The following is a 19997-nucleotide window of genomic DNA, read 5'->3' on the forward strand; positions in this document are numbered from 1 at the left end:
GTGACAGCGTGCGGTCACTCTGACCGGCTGGCAGCGGCGGGGCGACATTGATACATTCCACGCCATGCGCTATTACCTCTCGCTGGCCTTGATGCTGGCAATCCTCTGGCTAGGTCTGTCCGGTGTCTACAAGCCGCTGCTGTTCGGGCTGGGGGCGGCCTCGGTGGCACTCGTGGTATGGCTGACCGAGCGCATGGAAGTCCTGGGCGCCGAGCACGATCCGGCGACACTGTCCTGGCGGCTGCTGGTCTACTGGGTCTGGCTCGTGGGTCAGGTGATTCTCTCCAACATCGCCGTGGCGCGGGCGGTACTCGACCCGCGGCGCATCCAGCCCACGCTGATCGAGGTACCGGTCCGCCAGCACACCAACGTGGGGCGCGTGACCTACGCCAACTCCATCACCCTGACCCCGGGGACCGTGACCACCTGGCTGGCCAGTGACAGCGACCGCGCCCAGGTCCACGCGCTGCTCGCGGACGCCGTCGAGGGGCTTGAGACCGACGCCATGGGACGGCGCGTGCAGTGGCTCGAGGGCAAGCCCCGATGACGAACGTCCTGCTCGCCACGATCCTCGCGATCTTCACCACCATGGCGCTGGCGCTGTGGCGGGCCATCCGCGGGCCATCGGTGTTCGACACCATCGTCGGCGTCAATGTCTTTGGCACGAAAACGGTGCTGCTGATCGCGCTCATCGCCTATTTCTCGGGCAACAACGACCTGGTGGACGTGGCGCTGGTCTACGCGCTGATCAACTTCCTGGCCGTCATCGCAGTGCTCAAGCTGGTCCGCCAGCGCGATCTGGCCGCCAGTCGCGAGCCATCCGATGATTGAGCCACTGATCACCCTCATTTCGGCCGGGATGCTGCTGACCGGCGGCGCCTTCGCGGTGATAGGCGGCATCGGCGTGGTCCGATTCCCGGATATCTACACCCGACTGCATGCCGGCGGCGTCACCGATACCATCGCACCGCTGCTGATCGTGGGGGGGCTGGTGCTCCAGTCCGGCTGGCACCCACTGAGCTTCAAGCTACTGCTGATCCTGCTGTTTCTGCTGTTCACCACACCCACGGCCTCGCACGCCACGGCACGGGCGGCCATGGCGGCCGGCATCGAACCGGTCACGCGGGATCGGCGCCGTGCATCGGGAGAATCGTCATCGAACACCTGATCGACATCACCCTGCTGGTGTTGCTCATCGTGGTCGCGGTCACCGTGGTGGTCACCCGGGATCTGCTCAAGGCGACCATGCTGTTCGCCATCTACTCGCTGACCATCGCCGGGCTGTTCGCCACCCTCGACGCGGGTGATGTGGCGCTCACCGAAGCGGCGGTGGGTGCGGGCATCAGCACCGTGCTCATTCTCGCGGTGCTTGCCCTCGTCCCCCGCTACGAGCATCGACGGACCGGCCACAGCCTGCCGGCGCTCGCGATCGTCACGCTGACCGGCGCCGCGCTGATCTATGCCTCGTTCGACCTTCCCGCCTTCGGCCAGCCCGGCAATCCGGTCCATCAGCACCTGGGGCCTTATTTCATCGACCAGACCTATGCGGACATCGGGATTCCCAACCTTGTGGCGGCGGTGCTGGCCAGTTACCGGTCCATCGACACCATGGGCGAAGCGGTGGTCATCCTCACCGCCGGCATCGTGGTCTATGCCCTGCTCTCGCCGCCGCCCCGGAAACGCCGGCGGGAAGAGGATGAACGATGAGAGATAACGCCATCCTGGTCGTCGTGGCCCGCTTTCTCATCCCGCTGGTCATGCTATTCGGTCTGTACGTCCAGTTTCACGGCGAATATTCCCCGGGGGGCGGGTTTCAGGCCGGCGTGCTGTTCGCCTCGGCCTGGATCCTGTTCGTGTTCATCTACGGGCTTGAGACCGGTCTGCGGGTGATTCCGCAACGGGTGATCTACGCCCTCGCCTCGCTGGGGGTGCTGCTCTACGCCCTGATCGGGGTGCTGGGCGTCGTACTGGGCGGCCGCTTTCTCGATTTCTATCCGCTGCTCGATGCGCCCAAGGCGGCGCAGCAGACCGGCATCATTCTCGTCGAGTTCGGCGTTGGCGTCACCGTGGCCGCGGTGGTGATGCTGATCTTCCTGCTGTTCGCCCGCCGCCGCGCCGATACGCTGGCCGCCGGCCTCGATCCCGATGCCACGGATGATGTCAGGGTGGACGGGGAATGACGCTGCTGAGCTTCATCAACTACTGGGCGGTGATCGTGCTGATGATGACCGGCTATTACTGCATGATCACGCGCGGCAACATGATCAAGAAGGTCATCGGTCTGGGGATTTTCCAGACTTCGGTGTTCATCCTGTTCATCTCCGCGGGCAAGGTCATCGGCGGCGCGACCCCGGTGCTGCGCGAGGGCGTGGAGCGCTACTCCAACCCCCTGCCCCACGTGCTGATCCTGACCGCCATCGTGGTGGGTATCGCCACCACCGCCGTCGCCCTGGCGCTGACCGTGCGCATTCGCGAGGCCTACGGCAGCATCGACGATGACGCCATCGACGCGGCCGAGGAGGACGACCGCGTATGAGCTCGATCACCGAGCTGATGCCTTTCGTCGTTCTCATCCCGCTGATCGCCGGCCCGGTCTGCGCCCTGCTGCCCGGTCGCGGCCTGCCATGGGTGCTGGCGACTCTCACCATGACCACGGCGTTCATCCTGGCCGCCATGGTTCTGGCGGCGGTTTTTGATGGCGGCACGCTGAGCTACGCGTTCGGCGACTGGGCCCCGCCGGTGGGGATCGAATACCGGGTGGATGCCGCCAACGCGTTCGTCGCACTGCTCATTACCGGCGTGTCGGCGATCCTCCTGCCGTGGGGCAAGCCATTGGTGGATGCCGAGGTGCCTGAGCGGCAGGGCAGTTTCTATGCGCTCGTGCTCATCGCCCTGGCGGGGCTGCTCGGCATCACGCTCACCGGTGATGTCTTCAACGTCTTCGTATTCCTCGAGATTTCGTCGCTGGCGACCTATGGTCTGATCGCCCACGGCCGCGACCGCCGCGCCCTGATCGCCGCCTTCCGCTACCTGATCATGGGCACGGTGGGTGCCACTTTCCTGCTCATCGGGATCGCCGTGCTCTACATCCTCACCGGTACGCTCAACATGGTGGATATCGCTGAGCGACTGCTGGTGACGGAGGGCGCCCGGGCGCTCCAGGTGGGACTGGGCTTCGTCGTGGTGGGTCTCGCCATCAAGCTGGCGCTGTTCCCGCTGCATCACTGGCTGCCGAATGCCTACACCTACGCGCCATCACTGATCAGTGCCCTGATCGCCGCCACCGCGACCAAGGTGGCGCTCTATGTGATGCTGCGATTCATCTTCGACGTTTTCGGCGCCGCCTACAGCTTCGCCGCGCTGCCGCTGGCGGCGGGGTTGATGGCGCTTGCCATCGGCAGCATGTTCGCCGGCTCGTGGCTGGCGATCATGCAGCGCAACCTCAAGCGCATGCTGGCCTACTCGTCGATCGCGCAGGTCGGCTACATGGTCCTGGGCGTCAGCCTGACCACGCTTGCCGGGCTGAGCGCCGCGTTTCTGCATCTTTTCAACCATGGCCTGATGAAGGCGGCCCTGTTCGCCAGCGCCGGGCTCATCGCCTACCGCTGCGGCGGCCTGGCGATGAGTGACCTGCGAGGCATCGGCCGGCAGATGCCCTGGACCCTGACCGCGTTTGCACTCGCGGGGGTCAGCCTGGTGGGGCTGCCGCCGACGGCGGGGTTCATCAGCAAGTGGTATCTGCTCAGCGCCGCCGTGGAGGCCGACCAGCTCTGGCTTGTCGGGCTGATCCTCATCACCTCGCTGATGGCGCTGATCTACATCGCGCGGGTGGTGGAAATCGCCTGGATGCAGCCCCGCCCCGAGGATGCCCCCACCGTGCACGAGGCGCACTGGACACTGCTGCTGCCGGTCTGGGTGCTGGTCGCAGCGAACTTCTGGTTTGGCATCGATACCCGCCTGACCGTGGGGGGCGCCACCCGGGCGGCCCAGGCGTTGGCCGGCGGAGTGTGGTCATGACGCCGTTTCTGGCGGTCCTGATCCCGTTCCTCGGCGCCGCCGCGATCGGCCTCGCCGCCAACCGGCCCCGCCTGCGCGACGGCCTGTGCTTTGCCCTGCCGGTGCCGCTGTTCCTGACCGTGGTCGGGGTGCTCATCCGGCGGGTCGGGGGCGACGATGCCATGGAGCAGACCCTGGTGGACTGGATCCCCGGCGTGTCCATCACCCTGTCGGCCCAGCCGCTCGGGCTGATCTTCGCGCTGCTCGCCTCGACGCTCTATATCGTCGCCACACCCTACGCGATCGGTTATCTGCGCGCGGGCGGCTACCACCACCTGACCCTGTTCATGGCCTGCTACGCGATCGCGCTGGGCGCCACCATGGGCATCGCGTTCGCCGAGAACCTGCTCACGCTGTACCTGTTCTACGAGATCCTGTCGATTTCCACCTATCCCCTGGTGGCGCATACCGGCACTGAAAAGGCCCGCAGCGGGGCGCGGACCTATCTGGCGCTGCTGCTGGTGACGAGCATCGGACTGATGCTGCCGGCGATCATCTGGATCGGGGCCTCGGTCGGCACGCTCAGCTTCACCACCGGCGGCATCCTCGACGACTCGGTATCACCGGGTGCGGGCGCGCTGCTGCTGGTGGTGCTGCTCTACGGCATTGGCAAGGCGGCGATCATGCCCTTCCACCGCTGGCTGCCGGCGGCCATGGTGGCACCGACGCCAGTTTCCGCCCTGCTGCATGCCGTGGCGGTGGTCAAGGCGGGCGTGTTCAGCGTGCTCACCGTCGTGCTCTATATCTTCGGGCTGGACTATACGCAGTCGCTGCTGACCCAGCCGTTGATGCTGTACATCGCCGTATTCACCATGCTGGCCGCCTCCCTCGTGGCGCTTCGGCAGGACAATCTCAAGGCGCGGCTGGCCTACTCCACCGTCAGCCAGCTGGCCTATATCGTCACCGGTGCCCTGCTGGCCACCGAGCTGGCGGCGATCGGTGGCGGGCTGCACATGCTGATGCACGGCTTTGGCAAGATCACCCTGTTTTTCTGTGCCGGTGCGATCTATGTGGCCAGTGGGATCAACACGGTCTCCGGTATGGACGGCCTCGCCCGCCGCATGCCCCTGACCATGCTGGCCTTTTTCATCGGCGCGCTGTGTGTGATCGGGTTACCGCCCACGGGCGGCTTCTGGAGCAAGTGGTACCTCATCAGCGGTGCCTGGAGCACGCAGCAGTACCTGGTGGTGGGGGCGTTCGTGCTGAGCACACTGCTCAACATCGGCTACCTGATGCCGCCGGTGATGCGGGCGTTCCTGCGCCCACCGCCCGATGACGAACCGGCACGCTACCGGGTGTCCGAGGCGCCGGCGCTGTGTCTTGTCCCACTGCTGGTGACCGCCGCCGGCACGCTGGTGCTGTTCATCCTCGCCGATCCCGCCTATCGACTGCTCGCCATGGGGATACCTTGATGACCGCAAGGAAGCACGCATGAAAATGACGACTGCGACCGCCGCGATGATCGGTGCACTGGTCCGGCACGGCCGGCTGGTGCGGGGGACGATGATCGGCCTTATGGGTCTGTCGGTGCTGCTCGACGTGCTCAAGCCATCGCATTACAGCCGCTTTCCCTGGGACGGCATACCCGGCTTTACGGCCGTCTTCGCGTTTCTCGGGGCGCTGCTGTTGATTGGCGTGTACAAGGCCATCGGCTATGGCCTCGTCTATCGGCGCCCGGACTACTATGCCGAGCCGGACGACGACACCGATGATCACGGAGCGTCCGGACATGGGTGAGTGGCTGCATCCCGCGCTGCTGCTGATGCTGGGCGCCCTGCCCCTGGCGGTGCTCCAGGGGCGCCAGCGACAGGTCTGGCAGCTGGTCCTGCCACTGCTGGTGCTGGCGGCGGTGGTCGCGCTGCCCGCGGGGCTGACCATTCGCCTGGAGCTTGCCGGACTCGAGCTGGTGCCACTGCGGGTCGACAAGCTCAGTCTCGCTTTCGCCTACGTCTTCGCGCTGATCATTTTCATCGGCAACGTGTTCGCGCTCCAGGTCGACGACGGTGCCCAGCATGTGGCCGCGGCGTTCTATGCGGCATCCGGCCTGGGGGCGGTGTTCGCCGGCGATCTGATCACGCTCTACGTGTTCTGGGAAATCATGATGATCGCCTCGGTGTGGCTGATCTGGCGGCGCCGCCGCCAGGCCGCCTACGAGGCGGGGTTCCGCTACCTCATCATCCATGCCCTCGGGGGGATGCTGCTGCTCGCGGGCATCATCGCCTACTGGCTTCACACCGGCAGCCTCGCCTTCGAGGCGCTTGACGGCGGTGGCCCGGCCTTCTATCTGATTCTGGTGGCATTCCTGATCAATGCCGCGGCGCCGCCACTGCATGCCTGGCTGCCCGATGCCTATCCCGAGGCCACCGTCACCGGGACGGTGTTTCTCAGCGCCTTCACCACCAAGACGGCGGTCTATGTCCTGGCACGGGGCTTTCCGGGCACGGAGCTGCTGGTGTGGCTGGGTGTCTTCATGACGCTCTACGGCGTGATCTATGCCTTTCTGGTCAACGACATCCGCCGGCTGCTGTCGTATCACATCATCAGCCAGGTGGGTTACATGGTCGCGGGTGTCGGGCTGGGCAGCGCGCTGGCCATCAGCGGCACGACCGCCCACGCCTTCACCCATATCCTCTACAAGGCGCTGCTGCTGATGGGCGCCGGGGCGGTCCTGCAGATGACCGGACGCAGCCGGCTGACCGAACTTGGCGGCCTCTACCGCACCATGCCGGTGACCTTTCTGCTCTATATGGTCGGCGGGCTGTCGATCTCGGCCTTCCCGCTGTTCAGCGGCTTCGTGAGTAAGACCATGATCATTGAAGCGGCAGCGGTGGAGGGACGCGGGGTGATCTTTCTGCTGATGACCCTGGCGGGCGTTGGTACCTTCATGAGCACCACCCTGAAGCTGCCCTGGTACACCTTCATGGGCCAGGATTCGGGCCTGCGGCCGCCGGAGGCGCCCCTGAACATGCGCATCGCAATGGGAATCGCGGCGTTGCTCTGCTTTGTCATCGGCATCGCACCGGGGTGGCTGTACGCCATCCTGCCCTACCCGGTGGAGTATCAGGCGTATACCGCCGGTCATCTGATCAAGGAAATGCAGCTGCTGCTGTTCACCGGGCTGGGATTCTTCCTGCTGGTGGGCGTGCTCGGCGGCAAGAACAAGATCAGCCTCGATCTGGACTGGTTCTACCGCGTGCCCGGCAAGCGGGCGCTGGACCGCCTCGGTGGCGGGGTCCGCCGGGTTGATGCGGCGGCGCGGCAGGCGTTCATGGCACGCTTTGAGGCACTCGAGGGCTGGGCCACGCATCTGCGACTCAGTGGCTGGCCCCTGCGCAGCTGGCCGACCGGCTCCATGGCGCTTTGGACGGCGGTGGTCCTTGCCCTGCTGCTGGTCTTTGGCCTGGGGAGATGAGGTGCGGCGGGAAGACTGGTGCCGGCGCACGGATTTGAACCGCGGACCTACGCATTACGAATGCGTTGCTCTACCAACTGAGCTACGCCGGCAATCGGGGCGATATGTTAGACGAGGCATGCGGTTCAGACAAGACTAGCGCCAGCAGCGCCGAACCCGATCCGCGGCGGTCTGGACCGCTCCCGCCAGGTCGGCCATCACGCCACGGCGGCCATCATCCCGCACCACCAGAGCCGCACACCCCGGGGCCTGCGCCCCGTGTCCATCGGTGGCCCGTGGTCGGACCCGCAGCTGCCAGGCAACCGGGTCGGTGGTCATGCCACCCCAGGTCGGCTCGCCGGGGACACCGGCCTCAAAACGATAGCGATCCGACAGACGTAACCGGCAGGCCGCGTCCGAGCCGGCCACCGCAAAGCCGGCGTAGTCCTCACCCTCCAGACGATGCCGGTCCAGCTGGCCGGCAAGCTCGAGCAGGCAGGCGCCGGCCTGGGTGGATTCAACCCGACTCATGGGCTGGAGGTACGCCGGCACGGCCGCCAGGGCGAGGATGGCCACGATCGCCAGGGCGATCAGCATCTCCAGCAGCGTGAATCCGTTCGAAGGGCGCATGCCTCCAAGCTGCCAGACTCCGACCAGCGGGCCTCGACGCAGCGGACCAGTGCGCTAGATTGGACGATCACCGGGGTCAAGGCGATCTTCAATGCCCGCACAGCACGGCCACACCCTGCTCGGACTGCTCGTCACGCTCGCGCTGGCGGCGGTGCTCGTCATGCTGAGTGCGCCGGGTTTCTCCGACCTGGCCCATAAGGCGCGGCTCGACAGCGCCACCGACCGCCTGCACGGGGCGGTCCGGCATGCCCGCCACGCGGCGGTGACACGCGGGCGGGCGGTGGTGATCGCCGCCACCGACAGGACCTGGCACAAGGGCTGGATGATCTTTGTCGATGCCAACGGCGACGGCCGCCGGCAACCCCGCGAGGAGCGGCTTGCGACCGCGGCCGCTTTACCCACTTCCATCACCGCGGCCACCAATGCCGGCATTGGGGGAGCACTGCACTACCAGCCCAGTGGCGCCACCCGCCGTCCCGGTGGCAGCCTGCAGATGGGCACACTGTCGCTGTGTCAGCGCACGCCGGCGGGCCGGCTGCGCGCGGCCCGGTCAATGATCGTCAATGCCGCCGGACGGGCCCGCATCGAGTCCGCCGCGGCATCGGCCTGCTGATCAGTCGGCGACCGTCTTGATCTCGCCACGCTTGGGGATCGCCCGCAGCAAATCACGCGGCATTGAGAACACCACATCCTCGGTGTAGCTGCCGCTGGTGTCCGGGCGCTGTGCCCCCCAGTCCACCAGCTGATCGATGACCGCCTGCACCAATGATTCGGGGGCGGAGGCGCCGGCGGTCACGCCGATGCGGCCGGCATCGGCCACCCAGTCGCGCTCGAGTTCGACGGCGCGATCAATCTGGTGGGCGGGCACTCCAAGGCGCTCCGAGAGCTCGGTGAGGCGCCGCGTGTTCGAGCTGTTGGTCGATCCCACGATCACCATCACGTCCACCTCGCCGGCCAATTCGCGAACGGCATCCTGGCGATTCTGGGTGGCGTAGCAGATGTCGTCCTTGCGCGGCGCCTCGATGCGCGGAAACCGCGTCTGAAGAGCCTCGATCACCGATGCCGTGTCATCCATGGACAGGGTGGTCTGGGTGACGAAGGCCAGATCATCCGGGTTCTTGACGGTCAGCGCGTGGGCGTCCGCCGGCGTCTCGACAAGGTGAATGCCGCCCTGGTCGGCGCGCTCCCCGACGTACTGACCGATGGTGCCCTCCACCTCCGGGTGACCGTCATGACCGATCAGGATCACTTCACGGCCCTGCCGGGCGTGCTTGCGCACCTCCATATGTACCTTGGTCACCAGCGGACAGGTGGCATCGAACACGTGCAGGCCACGCTCCACCGCCTCGTCCCGGACCGACTGGGATACCCCGTGGGCCGAAAAGATCAGCGTCGACCCGGCGGGCACGCCATCCAGTTCCTCGACGAAGATCGCCCCCTTGTCCCGCAGGTCGTCGACCACCAGGCGGTTATGCACCACTTCATGACGCACATAGATCGGCCGTCCGAACGCCTCCAGCGCCTGTTCGACGATACTGATGGCACGGTCCACGCCCGCGCAGAAGCCGCGGGGGTTGGCGAGTCTGATTTCCTGCATTGTGCGAGTCTCCCATGGCGGATCAGGTACGGCCCCGGCGACTCAGCGAGCGCGTCGCCAGTCCAGCCAGGCCGTGAGAAGGATCATCACGACGCCCACCGTAATCGCCGCGTCGGCCACGTTAAAAGCCGGCCAGTGCCAGCCACCGTAATGAACGTCGATAAAATCGATGACCGCGCCCAGCCGGACGCGGTCGATGAGGTTTCCCACGGCGCCGCCCAGTATCAGTCCCAGCCCCGCGGCCTCAAGGCGTCGCCCGCCCGCCAGGCTGCGCAGCCAGTGCAGCAGATACAGGCTGACGACCACCGCCACCCCGATCAACAGCCAGCGCTGCCAGCCTGCGGCATCGGCCAGAAAGCTGAACGCCGCACCGGTATTGAAGGCGAGGGTCAGATTGACCAGGGGCAGCAGCGCTTCGGGCGTATAGGGCGACAGGCTGTTGAAGGCCAGCCACTTGCTGGCCTGGTCGACGACCAGCACCGTCAGACCGAGCAGTAACCCGAATCGCAGTCCGCTGCGCATCAGACGAACCGGCGTGTCTCACCGTCGCCGGCGATATTGCTGACACAGCGCGAGCAGATTGCCGGATGGTCCCGATCCTCTCCCACATCGGCGCGCCGGTGCCAGCAACGCTCGCACTTGTCATGCCCGCTTGCCTGGACGCTGAACAGAAACCGCGTCCCGTCGCCCAGATGCGCGGCCCGGGCCTGGTCATCCGCCTCGGATAGCGGATGCACCCGCGCCGCGGAGGTGATCAGGACAAAGCGCAGCTCATCACCCAGGGCCTGCCAGCGCGCCGCCAGCGGCTCAGGGCAGTACAGATCAACCTCGGCTTCAAGTGTCGCGCCCAGCTGCTGGTCGTTGCGCATGGCCTCGATCCGTTTGGCCACCGCGTCGCGCAGCGTCAGGACATCCTCCCAGAAAGCCCGGTTCATCAGCCCGTCGTCGAGCGGCGTCAGCCCCCCGTACCACTCGGCCTCCAGGACCGTCCCGGCATGCTCGCCGGGCAGATGCTCCCAGATTTCGTCGGCGGTGAAGGACAGCACCGGCATCAGCCAGCGGACCAGTGCCTCGGCGATATGCCACATGGCCGTCTGCGCGGAACGCCGCGGGAGACTGTCCGCCCCGGTGGTGTACTGGCGATCCTTGATGACATCCAGGTAGAAACCGCCCAGATCAAGCACGCAGAAATGGTGAACGCGCTGGTAGAGCTGATGGAAGTCGAAGCGCTGGGCATCATCGATAATGGCCTCCTGCAGCTGCAGGGCGCGGTCGACCACCCAGCGGTCAAGGGCCAGCATCTGCCCGGGCGCGAGGGCATTGGCGGACGGTTCGAAGCCGTCCAGATTGGCCAGCAGGAAACGCGCCGTGTTGCGCAGCCGGCGATAGGCATCGGCGGTGCGTTTGAGGATATCGTCGGACACCGCGATCTCGCCGGTGTAATCCGACGAGGCCACCCAGAGTCGCAGGATATCCGCCCCCAAGGCGTTCATGACCGACTGGGGCGCGACGACGTTCCCCTTTGACTTGGACATCTTCCGGCCCTGCTCATCCACCGTGAAGCCGTGGGTGAGCACGGTCTTATACGGCGGCCTGCCGTCGATCATCATGCCGGTGAGCAGTGACGACTGGAACCAGCCGCGGTACTGGTCGCTGCCCTCCAGATAGAGGTCGGCCGGCCACTGCAGGTCATCCCGCCCGCGCAGCACCGTGGCGTGCGTGGTCCCGGAGTCGAACCAGACGTCGAGGATATCGGTGACCTTTTCGTAGCGCTCGGCTTCGTCACCCAGCAGCTCCCGGGGGTCGAGCTCGAACCAGGCATCGATCCCGTCCTGTTCCATGCGCTGCGCCACTGCCTCGATCAGGCGATCAGTCTGCGGATGCGGTTCGCCCGTCTCGCGGTCGATGAAAAGCGCGATCGGCACTCCCCAGTTACGCTGTCGCGAGATGCACCACTCGGGCCGGTTGGCGATCATGGCGGCCATGCGCTCCTCGCCCCAGGCGGGATGCCAGTTCACCTGCGGCAGTGCGTCGAGGGTACGGGCACGGACCTGCGATGCCTCGAGGTTGAGAAACCACTGCGGGGTCGCGCGGAACAGGATCGGTGTCTTGTGCCGCCAGCAGTGCGGATAGCTGTGGGCATAGGGCTCGTGATGGGCAAGGGCCCCCGACGCCTCGAGGCGTTCGACGATGCCGCGGTTGGCATCAAACACGAACTGCCCGGCGAACTCGCCGCCGCGGAAGCGTCCGGCGTCGTCGATGGGGTTTTCCAGCGGCAGGTGGTAGGCCTGACCCACCTCGAAATCGTCGGCACCGTGGTCGGGCGCCGTATGAACCGCTCCGGTGCCGGCCTCGGTGGTGACGTGCTCGCCCATGATCAGCGGCACATGGCGGTCCAGGAATGGATGCACGAGGGTGAGTTCCTCGAGATGCTCGCCCCGGCACCGTCCGACGATACCGAAATGCTCGATGCCATAACGGGCCAGCGCGGTTTCGTGCAGGGCCTCGGCCAGCAGCATGTACTCGCGGCCATGCTCGACGGACACCAGCACGTAGTCGAACTGCGGGTGCAGCGCCACCGCCTGATTGGCCGGGATCGTCCACGGTGTGGTGGTCCAGATCATGACTGAGACCGGCGCGTCGCCCACGTCGACACTGGCCCCACAGCGCCGCGCAAGCCCCTCGCCATCCAGCGCGCGGAACCGCACATCGACGGCGGGCGAGGTATGGGCCTCGTACTCGACTTCGGCCTCGGCCAGTGCCGAGCCGCAGTCCATGCACCAGTGCACGGGCTTGAAGCCGCGTTTGAGATGGCCATTCCGCACGATCTCGCCCAGCGCCCGCAGGATGTTCGCCTCGGTCCGGGGGGCCATGGTCAGATACGGGTTCTGCCAGTCGCCGAGCACGCCCAGGCGCTGGAAATCCTCGCTCTGCCCGGCGACCTGCTCGGTGGCGAACTCGCGGCAGGCATCGCGGAAAGCGCGCTCGCTGACCGCTTCGCCGGCCTTGCCGATGGTCTGCTCGACCTTATGCTCGATGGGCAGGCCATGGCAGTCCCAGCCCGGCACATAGACCGAATCGAAGCCATCCAGACTGCGGCTTTTGACGATCACATCCTTGAGGATCTTGTTGACGGCATGGCCGATATGAATGCTGCCATTGGCGTAGGGTGGCCCGTCATGCAGTACATAACGGGTCCGCCCGCGGCGCGCCTCACGCAGACGCTCGTAGACGTCCTCCTCGCGCCAGCGCGCCAGGCGCCGGGGCTCGCTCTTGGCCAAGCCGGCGCGCATCGGGAATGCGGTCCTTGGAAGGTTGAGGGTGTCCTTGTAATCGCTCACGGATTCATCCTGCGCTGTTGGCTGTGAGATAACCGTGGTCCACGAACCACGTCCGGGCCGCGGCGACATCCGCGGCAATCTGTTCTTTCAGGGCGTCGAGGCCATCAAAGCGTTCTTCACCGCGCTGCCGGGTCAGAAACTCCACCTCAATGGGGCGACCGTAGAGATCGCCGGAGAAGTCCAGCAGATACGTCTCGAGCAGCGTCTCCACACCGTTGACGGTCGGGCGCGTACCCAGGCTCGCGACTCCGGGGCGCGGTTCGCCCAGGCCATGAACCCGGACATTGAAAATGCCGCGCATCGGCGGCGGATGCGGCCCGAAACGGATATTGGCCGTCGGCCAGCCCAGCTCCCGACCCAGCGCCTCGCCGTGGGCGACCCGCCCGGTGATGCGCAGGCGGTGGCCGAGCAGACGTTCGGCGGTGGCCAGATCACCCGCCTCGAGGGCTTCACGAACGCGGGTACTGCTGACCCGCGAATCGCCGTCATGGACTGTGGGCATGCGCTCAAGCTCAAAGCCGAAGGCCTGCGCCGCCGAGCGGAGCATGCTGAAGTCGCCCCGGCGTCGATGCCCGAAGCGGAAGTCATCGCCCACCATGAGAAACCGCACGTCCAGGGCGTCGATCAGCAGTCGGCGCATGAAATCCTCCGCCGGCTCCCGGGCAAGGCGATGGTCAAAGCGCAGGCACAGGGTGCGCTCCACGCCCAGCGATTCGAGGATGCGCAGCTTGTCGCGCAGGCGGGTGATGCGCCCCGGCGCCCGGTCGGGCGTGAAGAATTCGCGCGGCTGGGGCTCGAACAGGATGACGGTCGCCGGCCGCTGAAGCCGGCGGCCGGCCGCATGCAGGGCCTCGATCACCGCCTGATGGCCGCGATGGATGCCGTCGAAGGTACCGATGGTGGCCACACACGGCCGGTGCCGCTGCTCGAGGTTATGCGCGCCGCGGATGAGTTCCATGCTCTGTATCCAACCCGATCATGATCAACCCGCAGTATACGGGAGCCGGTGGCCATCCAGCCATGTTCACGCCGGTGGCTCGCGGAACTCGCCCGGCCGCACGCCGAGCAGCCATAGCACCAGTCCATAGACCCCGGCGCCAAGCACGATCACGCCGGCCAGCCAGGCGATCCGCAACGGGGCGTCCAGGGCCAGCCACAGGGCGGGCTCCCCGGCCGCGGCCTGCAGGCTGAACGCCATCGCCAGCAGGGCCGCCAGCACCCGCCGGGACAACCGCCCCCAGCCGGGCAAGGGTTGATAAATGCCCTGCCGGCGCAGGCCCCGCAGCAGCAGGGCGGCGTTCACCCAGGCCGCGAGGCCCGTGGCCAGGGCCAGACCGGCATGGGCGATCCCCGTACCGATCAGCAGTGCCACCAGCGAGAGGCTGAGGACCATGTTGACGCCCATCGCGATGACCGCGCAGCGGACCGGTCCGCGAGTGTCCTGACGCGAGAAGTAGCCGGGCACCAGGACCTTGACCAGTACGAAGCCGAAAAGCCCGATGCCATAGGCCATCAAACTCCAGTGAGCGGCCTCGACGTCAGCGGCGCCGAACTCGCCATAACCGAACAGGGTGGCCAGCAGCGGCGAGGCCAGCGCGATCAGACCCAGGGTGGCCGGCGCAATGATCACCAACGCCAGCCGTAGCGCCCAGTCCAGCGTGGCATTGAAGCGCTCGGGACTGGCTTCGGCATGCTGGGCCGACAGCCGCGGCAGAATGACCGTGCCCAGCGCAATCCCGAACACCCCCAGCGGAAACTCCATGAGCCGGTCCGACCAGTAGAGCCAGCTGATCGAGCCCACGACCAGGAATGACGCCAGGATGGTATCGAGCAGCAGGTTGATCTGCTGGACCGATGTACTGAAAAGCGTCGGCCCCATCAGGCGCAGGATCCGCCGCACCCCCGGGTCGGACCAGCGTGGCCAGGGCGCCGCCAGTACGCCGCGTCGCCACAGGAAAGGCAGCTGCACCGCGAGCTGCAGGGCGCCGGCCACCGGCACCGCCAGGGCCAGGGCCATGACCCCGACCTCAAGGCGTGGCGCCACACCAATGGCCGCCGCGATCAGGCACAGATTGAGCAGCACCGGCGCGAATGCCGGCGGACCGAAGGACTGATAGGTGTTGAGCACCGCCGCAGCGGCGGCGGTCAGGGCGATCAACAGCAGGTACGGAAAAGTGAGCCGAAGCATTTCGGCAGTCAGAGCGAGCTGGTCGGGCTGATCGACAAACCCCGGCGCGAACACCCGCACAAGCACCGGCGAGCCCAGCATGGCGAGCCCCGTCATGACCAGCAGGATCACCGCGAGACAGCCGCTGACACGCCCGAGCAGCTGCCGCACCGCGGCATCCCCGCCGTGCTGGCGGGCCTCGGCCAGGACCGGGACGAAGGCCTGCTGGAAGGCGCCCTCGGCGAAGAGCCGGCGCAGGAAATTGGGGATCTTGAACGCCACGAAAAAGGCGTCCGTCGCCGCGGAGGGCCCGAAAATGACGCCCAGGACAATGTCCCGCGCCAGCCCCATGACCCGCGACACCAGCGTCCAGCTGCCGAACGTCATCACCGACTGCCAGAGCCTGGCTGCCGGCCTGATCGCATTATGAGTTGACATTCGGGCGCTGCCTTCGCATATTACCGCTCTTTTCCCACGCTAAAGACTCAATAGGAGTAGCACGTTGGCCAATATCGCCTCCGCCCGCAAACGGGCCCGCCAGGCCGAACAGCAGCGCCGTCATAATCAGGCCCGCCGGTCGATGATGCGCAGCAAGCTCAAGCAGGTGACCAGCGCCGTTGCCAAGGGCGACAAGGCCGCTGCCGAGGCCGCCTACGCCGCTGCGGTACCGGTGCTCGACCGCATGGCCACCCGGGGCGTCATCCACAAGAACAAGGCCGCCCGTCACAAAAGCCGGCTGGCCCAGCAGATCAAGCAGCTCGGCTAGTCATTGCGGCAGACGCACCGGGTCGGTCAGAACCAGATTGTCCCGGTGAATGAGCTCCGGCTCGGCCAGATAGCCCAGAATCGATTCAATCGCGCTGCTCGGCTGACCCGCGATCCGCCGGGCCGCCGGTGCGTCGTAGTTGACCAGACCACGGGCGACTTCCTGACCCGCCGGGTCCAGACAGGCCACCATCTCGCCGCGGCGAAAACGCCCCTCCACGGCCGTGACGCCCACCGCCAGCAGGCTGCGGCCATGCCCACGCAACACCGCGGCCGCGCCGGCATCCAACCATAGCCGCCCACGTACCTGAAGCTGCCCGGCAATCCACTGCTTACGGGCGACAAGCGGTTCGCGGGACGGTTCCAGGCGTGTACCCACCGATTCGTCCGCGGCGATGCGCGTCAACACATCCGCGGCACGCCCGGACGCGATCCGCGTCAGCGCGCCGGCGCGCGCCGCCCGCCGGGCCGCAACCACCTTGGTGCGCATGCCACCACTGCCAAGCACCCCGGGAGCGTCGGAGCACAGGCGCTCGAGGGATTCATCCTCCGCCGCCGCCCGATCGATCAGCCGTGCGTCGGCATTCGCACGGGGGTCAGCGTCGAACAGACCGGCCTGATCGGTCAGGATCACCAGCTCGTCCGCCTCGACCAGGTTACTCACCAGGGCCGCGAGGGTGTCGTTGTCGCCAAAGCGGATCTCGTCGGTGGCGATGGTGTCGTTCTCATTGACCACGGGCACCACACCGAGCTCAAGCAGGGCGCGCAGTGTCACCCGGGCGTTGAGATAGCGCTTGCGATCGGCGAGGTCTTCGTGGGTCAGCAGGACCTGGGCGGTGCGCACGTCAAAGCGCTGAAACCCGCCTTCATAGGCCTGGACCAGCCCCATCTGGCCCACCGACGCCGCCGCCTGCAGCTGGTGCAGCGCGGCAGGGCGCTGATTCCAGCCGAGCCGCCGGACACCCTCGGCGATCGAGCCCGATGAGACCAGCACCACCTCGATCCCCCGGGCACGCGCCTCGACAATCTGGCGAACCCAGTCCTGGATCCGGTGATGATCCAGGCCACGACCGTTGTCGGTGACCAGCGCGCTGCCCACCTTGATCACCCACCGACGGCGGCGCTGCGGGTCAGGCCGGCTCATCATCGTCCTGCAGCGACTGCATCACCGCCTGGCACAGGGCATTCGTCCCCCAGCCGGTTTCCGCCGAGATCAGATACAGCGGGCCATCCCAGCCCAGCGACTCACGCAGCGAAGCCACCACACCCGGGCGATCCTCCTCGGGGAACAGGTCGGCCTTGTTGACCACCAGCCAGCGGGGGAGCTCGGCCAGGTCCTGTCCGTAGGCGGTCAACTCGTCGGCGACGGTACGCACATCCGCCGCCAGGTCGCGGCCCTCGTAGATACCGGCGATATCCACCAGATGCAGCAACAGCCGGGTTCGGGCGAGATGACGCAGAAACCGCGTGCCGAGCCCCGCCCCCTGGGCTGCGCCCTCGATGAGACCGGGGATATCTGCCACGGTAAAGCTGCTGCCCGGTCCAATGCGGACCACGCCGAGACCGGGGTGCAGGGTGGTGAACGGGTAGTCGGCCACCCGCGGGCGGGCTGCGGAAATGGCCCGCAGCAGGGTCGACTTGCCGGCATTGGGCAGGCCCAGCAGGCCCACATCCGCGAGCAGCTGCAGCTCAAGGGCCAGCTCCCGCCGCTCGCCCTCGGTGCCGGGGATCGCCCGCCGCGGCGCGCGGTTGGTCGCGCTCTTGAAGTGGACGTTGCCAAGACCGCCGCGGCCGCCCTCGGCGACGCACAGGCGTTTGCCATGGCCGGTGAGATCGCCGATGACCTCGTCGGTTTCCCGGTCCTTGACCAGTGTGCCGACGGGGACCGGGACGGTGACGTCCTCGCCGGAGCGGCCGGTTCGCTGCCGCCCCTGGCCGTCATGACCCCGTTCGGCGGCAAACCGGCGCGAGTGCCGGAAATCGGCCAGCGTATTCAGTCCGGAGTCGGCCTCAAGCCAGACGCTGCCGCCATGCCCACCGTCACCGCCATCCGGTCCCCCGCGTGGGACGTATTTTTCGCGACGAAAGCTGACGCAGCCGTTGCCGCCGTCGCCGGCCGTCACGCGTATGCTCGCTTCGTCAACGAATTTCATGGGTTACCAAGGCGTCACCATCAAAAAGCCCCGCACGAGGCGGGGCCGTATCCGGGCAGACTGCCGGCCGCGCTCAGCCAGCCGGCTGAATGCTCACGACCCGGCGTTTCAGCGGGCCCTTGCGCGCGAACACGACATTGCCGTCGACCTTGGCGAACAGGGTGTGGTCATTGCCGATCCCCACGTTCTGCCCGGCATGGAAGTGCGTGCCACGCTGGCGCACGATGATGCTGCCGGCGTTGACCGCCTGACCGCCGAAGCGCTTCACGCCCAGCCGCTTGGAATGCGAATCACGGCCGTTGCGAGTACTGCCGCCTGCCTTTTTATGTGCCATTGCTGATCTCTCCGTTGCCGGGGGCTGACTAGCCCGCCTGAATACCGGTGATACGGACTTCGGTGTAGTGCTGACGATGGCCGTAATGACGCTGATAGTCCTGACGGCGCTTGAACTTGACCACCTCGATCTTGCGCGCCCGACTCTGCGACACCACCTCGGCCGATACGGCGCCGCCTTCAAGGCGCGGCGTCCCAACTTTAACGTCGTCCCCGTCGGCCACGAGCAGAACCTCGTCGAAACTGACGGTCTCGCCGGCCTCGGCATTGATCTTCTCGACCCGCAGGAGATCGCCCTCAGCGACTCGATACTGCTTGCCACCCGACTTGATTACCGCGTACATCCGACCGACTCCAGAAGGTTGTTCCAAAACCGTGAGAGGATAGTCGCATTCGTCCCCGGGGTCAACGCGCCCGGCACGGCGCGCTTGACACCCCCATCAGGCCTTCCTAGCATCCTCCCACCACCCTCTCTCGAGATGCCATCCGAATGGAGATCGCCGCCATACGCAACCCCGTTGCGGACGACATGTCCGCGGTCGACGGGATCATCCAGGACCGGCTGCAGTCAGAAGTCGCCCTGATCAACCAGCTCGGCCAGTACATCATCGGCGGTGGCGGCAAGCGGCTGCGCCCGATGGTCGCGCTCCTCATGGCGCGTGCCGCCGGCCACCCCGCTGATGACCACCGCCACGCCCTACTGGGCGCAACGCTGGAGCTCATCCACACCGCGACCCTGCTGCACGACGACGTGGTCGACGAGTCCGCAGTGCGACGTGGGCGCGACACGGCCAATCAGATATGGGGCAACGAGGCGAGTGTGCTGGTGGGGGATTTCCTCTATACGCGCGCCTTTGAAATGATGGTGGAGCTCGACGACATGGCGGTGATGTCGCTGTTCTCGCGTACCACCAATCGCATCGCCGAGGGCGAGGTCATGCAGCTCATGCACGTCCACGATCCCGACGTGACCGAAGCGCGCTACCAGCAGGTGATCGATCGCAAGACGGCGGTGCTGTTCGAGGCCGGCTGCCAGCTGGCGGTCGAAATCAACCACCCCACCGATACCGCCCGACTGCAGGCGGCCGCCGCCTACGGCCATCACCTGGGGATCGCCTTCCAGCTCGCCGATGACGCCCTCGACTACGACGGCGATGCCGCCACCATTGGCAAGAACATTGGCGATGACCTGGCGGAGGGTAAGCCGACGCTGCCGCTGATCCACTGCATGGCGAATGCCGGGGCCGATGACCGTGGCATCGTCCGCGATGCGATTGAAAACGGGGGCCGGGAGGATATCGATGCCGTGGTGGCGGCGATTGCGCGCACCGGCTCGATTACCTATACTCGCAGGCTTGCGGAACAGGAGGCCGACCAGGCCATCGAGGCGCTTGACGCGCTCGAGCAAAGCCCGTTCCGTACAGCGCTCGGTCGTCTCGCCGCATTTGCCGTCGGCCGCGACTACTGACGGACAGTCGGAGTATAGCTCAGCTTGGTAGAGCGCTGCCTTCGGGAGGCAGAGGTCGTAGGTTCGAATCCTGCTACTCCGACCACTTTCCCCAGC

At 66.6% G+C, this 19997-nt stretch carries 23 protein-coding genes and 2 tRNA genes; 14 read left to right on the forward strand and 11 right to left on the reverse strand.

The window, feature by feature from the left end:
- Positions 1-64 precede the first annotated feature (64 nt).
- Genes BBH56_RS06650 through BBH56_RS06695 form a run of 10 tightly spaced genes read left to right on the forward strand, consistent with a single transcriptional unit; the run spans position 65 to position 7468 of the window.
- Positions 65-547, forward strand: coding sequence for a Na+/H+ antiporter subunit E (locus tag BBH56_RS06650; RefSeq protein ID WP_148122344.1), 483 nt, complete (start codon positions 65-67; stop codon positions 545-547).
- Positions 544-831, forward strand: coding sequence for a monovalent cation/H+ antiporter complex subunit F (locus BBH56_RS06655; RefSeq protein WP_069134124.1), 288 nt, complete (start codon positions 544-546; stop codon positions 829-831). The genes BBH56_RS06650 and BBH56_RS06655 overlap by 4 nt, the downstream gene beginning before the upstream one ends.
- Entirely contained in the window at positions 824-1168 is a 345-nt protein-coding gene (mnhG, locus tag BBH56_RS06660; RefSeq protein WP_144348069.1) for a monovalent cation/H(+) antiporter subunit G, read from the forward strand. The genes BBH56_RS06655 and mnhG overlap by 8 nt, the downstream gene beginning before the upstream one ends.
- 29 nt (positions 1169-1197) lie before the next feature.
- Positions 1198-1707 carry a DUF4040 domain-containing protein gene (locus BBH56_RS06665; RefSeq protein ID WP_198515200.1) on the forward strand — a complete coding sequence of 170 codons (510 nt, stop codon included), beginning with the start codon at positions 1198-1200 and terminating at the stop codon, positions 1705-1707.
- On the forward strand, positions 1704-2180 hold the full coding sequence (locus tag BBH56_RS06670; RefSeq protein WP_148122345.1) for a Na(+)/H(+) antiporter subunit B: 477 nt from the start codon (positions 1704-1706) through the stop codon (positions 2178-2180). Before BBH56_RS06665 ends, BBH56_RS06670 begins: the two co-directional genes overlap by 4 nt.
- Complete coding sequence (locus tag BBH56_RS06675; protein WP_110882980.1) at positions 2177-2536, forward strand: cation:proton antiporter subunit C; 360 nt, start codon at positions 2177-2179, stop codon at positions 2534-2536. Before BBH56_RS06670 ends, BBH56_RS06675 begins: the two co-directional genes overlap by 4 nt.
- Positions 2533-4017, forward strand: a complete 1485-nt coding sequence (locus tag BBH56_RS06680; RefSeq protein ID WP_148122346.1) for a monovalent cation/H+ antiporter subunit D family protein — start codon at positions 2533-2535, stop codon at positions 4015-4017. The genes BBH56_RS06675 and BBH56_RS06680 overlap by 4 nt, the downstream gene beginning before the upstream one ends.
- Positions 4014-5468, forward strand: coding sequence for a proton-conducting transporter transmembrane domain-containing protein (locus tag BBH56_RS06685; RefSeq protein ID WP_148122347.1), 1455 nt, complete (start codon positions 4014-4016; stop codon positions 5466-5468). Before BBH56_RS06680 ends, BBH56_RS06685 begins: the two co-directional genes overlap by 4 nt.
- Before the next feature lie 19 nt (positions 5469-5487).
- Positions 5488-5793 (forward strand): hypothetical protein, encoded by a 306-nt coding sequence (locus BBH56_RS06690; RefSeq protein ID WP_110882977.1) that lies wholly within the window; start codon positions 5488-5490, stop codon positions 5791-5793.
- Entirely contained in the window at positions 5765-7468 is a 1704-nt protein-coding gene (locus BBH56_RS06695; RefSeq protein ID WP_318262517.1) for a Na(+)/H(+) antiporter subunit D, read from the forward strand. The genes BBH56_RS06690 and BBH56_RS06695 overlap by 29 nt, the downstream gene beginning before the upstream one ends.
- Before the next feature lie 16 nt (positions 7469-7484).
- On the opposite strand, the gene BBH56_RS06700 is transcribed toward BBH56_RS06695, so the two are convergent.
- Both BBH56_RS06700 and BBH56_RS06705 read right to left on the reverse strand, forming a co-directional pair.
- Positions 7485-7560: transfer RNA gene (locus tag BBH56_RS06700), tRNA-Thr, on the reverse strand.
- A gap of 43 nt (positions 7561-7603) precedes the next feature.
- Positions 7604-8077 (reverse strand): prepilin-type N-terminal cleavage/methylation domain-containing protein, encoded by a 474-nt coding sequence (locus BBH56_RS06705; RefSeq protein WP_148122349.1) that lies wholly within the window; start codon positions 8075-8077, stop codon positions 7604-7606.
- A 91-nt stretch (positions 8078-8168) separates the two neighbouring features.
- Between BBH56_RS06705 and BBH56_RS06710 the strand changes: the two genes are divergently transcribed.
- A complete protein-coding gene (locus tag BBH56_RS06710) occupies positions 8169-8690 on the forward strand; it encodes a GspH/FimT family protein (protein ID WP_148122350.1) in 522 nt (173 codons plus the stop codon).
- Here BBH56_RS06710 and ispH read toward each other — a convergent pair whose 3' ends face one another.
- The 5 genes from ispH to murJ all read right to left on the reverse strand — a co-directional run bounded on the left by ispH (position 8691) and on the right by murJ (position 15620).
- Complete coding sequence (gene ispH, locus BBH56_RS06715; protein ID WP_148122351.1) at positions 8691-9674, reverse strand: 4-hydroxy-3-methylbut-2-enyl diphosphate reductase; 984 nt, start codon at positions 9672-9674, stop codon at positions 8691-8693.
- A gap of 42 nt (positions 9675-9716) precedes the next feature.
- On the reverse strand, positions 9717-10196 hold the full coding sequence (lspA, locus tag BBH56_RS06720) for a signal peptidase II (RefSeq protein WP_148122352.1): 480 nt from the start codon (positions 10194-10196) through the stop codon (positions 9717-9719).
- Complete coding sequence (gene ileS, locus BBH56_RS06725) at positions 10196-13015, reverse strand: isoleucine--tRNA ligase (protein WP_198515201.1); 2820 nt, start codon at positions 13013-13015, stop codon at positions 10196-10198. The genes lspA and ileS overlap by 1 nt, the downstream gene beginning before the upstream one ends.
- Before the next feature lie 4 nt (positions 13016-13019).
- Positions 13020-13973, reverse strand: coding sequence for a bifunctional riboflavin kinase/FAD synthetase (ribF, locus tag BBH56_RS06730; RefSeq protein WP_144348060.1), 954 nt, complete (start codon positions 13971-13973; stop codon positions 13020-13022).
- 66 nt (positions 13974-14039) lie between these two features.
- Positions 14040-15620, reverse strand: coding sequence for a murein biosynthesis integral membrane protein MurJ (murJ, locus tag BBH56_RS06735; RefSeq protein WP_148122354.1), 1581 nt, complete (start codon positions 15618-15620; stop codon positions 14040-14042).
- A 64-nt stretch (positions 15621-15684) separates the two neighbouring features.
- Between murJ and rpsT the strand changes: the two genes are divergently transcribed.
- Positions 15685-15948, forward strand: a complete 264-nt coding sequence (gene rpsT, locus BBH56_RS06740) for a 30S ribosomal protein S20 (protein WP_110882968.1) — start codon at positions 15685-15687, stop codon at positions 15946-15948.
- On the opposite strand, the gene proB is transcribed toward rpsT, so the two are convergent.
- The 4 genes from proB to rplU all read right to left on the reverse strand — a co-directional run bounded on the left by proB (position 15949) and on the right by rplU (position 18777).
- The gene (gene proB, locus BBH56_RS06745) at positions 15949-17094 is read right to left on the reverse strand and encodes a glutamate 5-kinase (protein ID WP_148122355.1); all 1146 of its coding nucleotides are present in this window, start codon (positions 17092-17094) and stop codon (positions 15949-15951) included. It abuts the gene before it with no gap.
- Positions 17078-18100: an Obg family GTPase CgtA gene (cgtA, locus tag BBH56_RS06750; protein WP_148122356.1), complete on the reverse strand. Its 1023-nt coding sequence runs from the start codon at positions 18098-18100 to the stop codon at positions 17078-17080. Before cgtA ends, proB begins: the two co-directional genes overlap by 17 nt.
- Positions 18101-18173: 73 nt before the next feature.
- A complete protein-coding gene (gene rpmA, locus BBH56_RS06755) occupies positions 18174-18434 on the reverse strand; it encodes a 50S ribosomal protein L27 (RefSeq protein WP_110882965.1) in 261 nt (86 codons plus the stop codon).
- A 28-nt stretch (positions 18435-18462) separates the two neighbouring features.
- On the reverse strand, positions 18463-18777 hold the full coding sequence (gene rplU / locus BBH56_RS06760; protein WP_144348056.1) for a 50S ribosomal protein L21: 315 nt from the start codon (positions 18775-18777) through the stop codon (positions 18463-18465).
- A 146-nt stretch (positions 18778-18923) separates the two neighbouring features.
- On the opposite strand from rplU, the gene BBH56_RS06765 reads away from it, so the two are divergent.
- Both BBH56_RS06765 and BBH56_RS06770 read left to right on the forward strand, forming a co-directional pair.
- Entirely contained in the window at positions 18924-19901 is a 978-nt protein-coding gene (locus BBH56_RS06765; protein ID WP_148122357.1) for a polyprenyl synthetase family protein, read from the forward strand.
- An 8-nt stretch (positions 19902-19909) separates the two neighbouring features.
- Positions 19910-19986 (forward strand) — tRNA-Pro (locus BBH56_RS06770).
- Positions 19987-19997: the final 11 nt, after the last annotated feature.

Source organism: Spiribacter roseus, from assembly GCF_002813635.1.
Taxonomy (GTDB): Bacteria; Pseudomonadota; Gammaproteobacteria; order Nitrococcales; family Nitrococcaceae; genus Spiribacter; species Spiribacter roseus.